1 protein-coding gene is annotated in these 567 nt (G+C 61.9%); it reads left to right on the top strand.

The features are described from left to right. Positions 1–75: 75 nt before the first annotated feature. Positions 76–567: flagellar biosynthetic protein FliR (locus GYA94_RS26255; RefSeq protein WP_174824213.1), on the top strand; the 492-nt coding region annotated here is incomplete at its 3' end.

Genomic DNA, 567 nt, shown 5'->3' with positions numbered 1-567 from the left:
GGCTGGTGCAGAAGTTCATGGAGTACATCACCACGCTCTACACCAACATTCCGCAGCTCATAGGTTGATGCGCGGATGCTGGAGCTGACCGATACGCAGATCGGCACCTGGGTCGCCACCTTCATCCTGCCGTTGTTCAGGGTGACGGCGGTGTTGATGACCATGCCGATCTTCGGTACCCGCATGCTGCCGGCGCGGGTGCGCCTGTACGTGGCCGTGGCCATTACCGTGGTCATCGTGCCGGCGTTGCCACCGCTGCCTGAATTCGACCCGCTGAGCCTGCGCGGCCTGCTGCTGTGCGCCGAACAGATCATCGTCGGGACGCTGTTCGGCCTGGCGTTGCAGTTGCTGTTCCAGGCGTTCGTGATTGCCGGGCAGATCGTTGCGGTGCAGATGGGCATGGCCTTCGCCTCCATGGTCGACCCGGGGAACGGGGTCAACGTTACGGTGATCAGCCAGTTCATGACGATGCTGGTGAGTGTGCTGTTCCTGTTGATGAACGGCCACCTGGTGGTGTTCGAGGTGCTGACCGAAAGCTTCACCACGTTGCCGGTGGGCAATGCGCTG

The organism is Pseudomonas juntendi (assembly GCF_009932375.1).
Classification (GTDB): Bacteria; Pseudomonadota; Gammaproteobacteria; order Pseudomonadales; family Pseudomonadaceae; genus Aquipseudomonas; species Aquipseudomonas juntendi.
The sequence above is the reverse complement of the archived record's forward strand: the minus strand, read 5'-3'. Positions and strand labels throughout refer to the sequence as shown.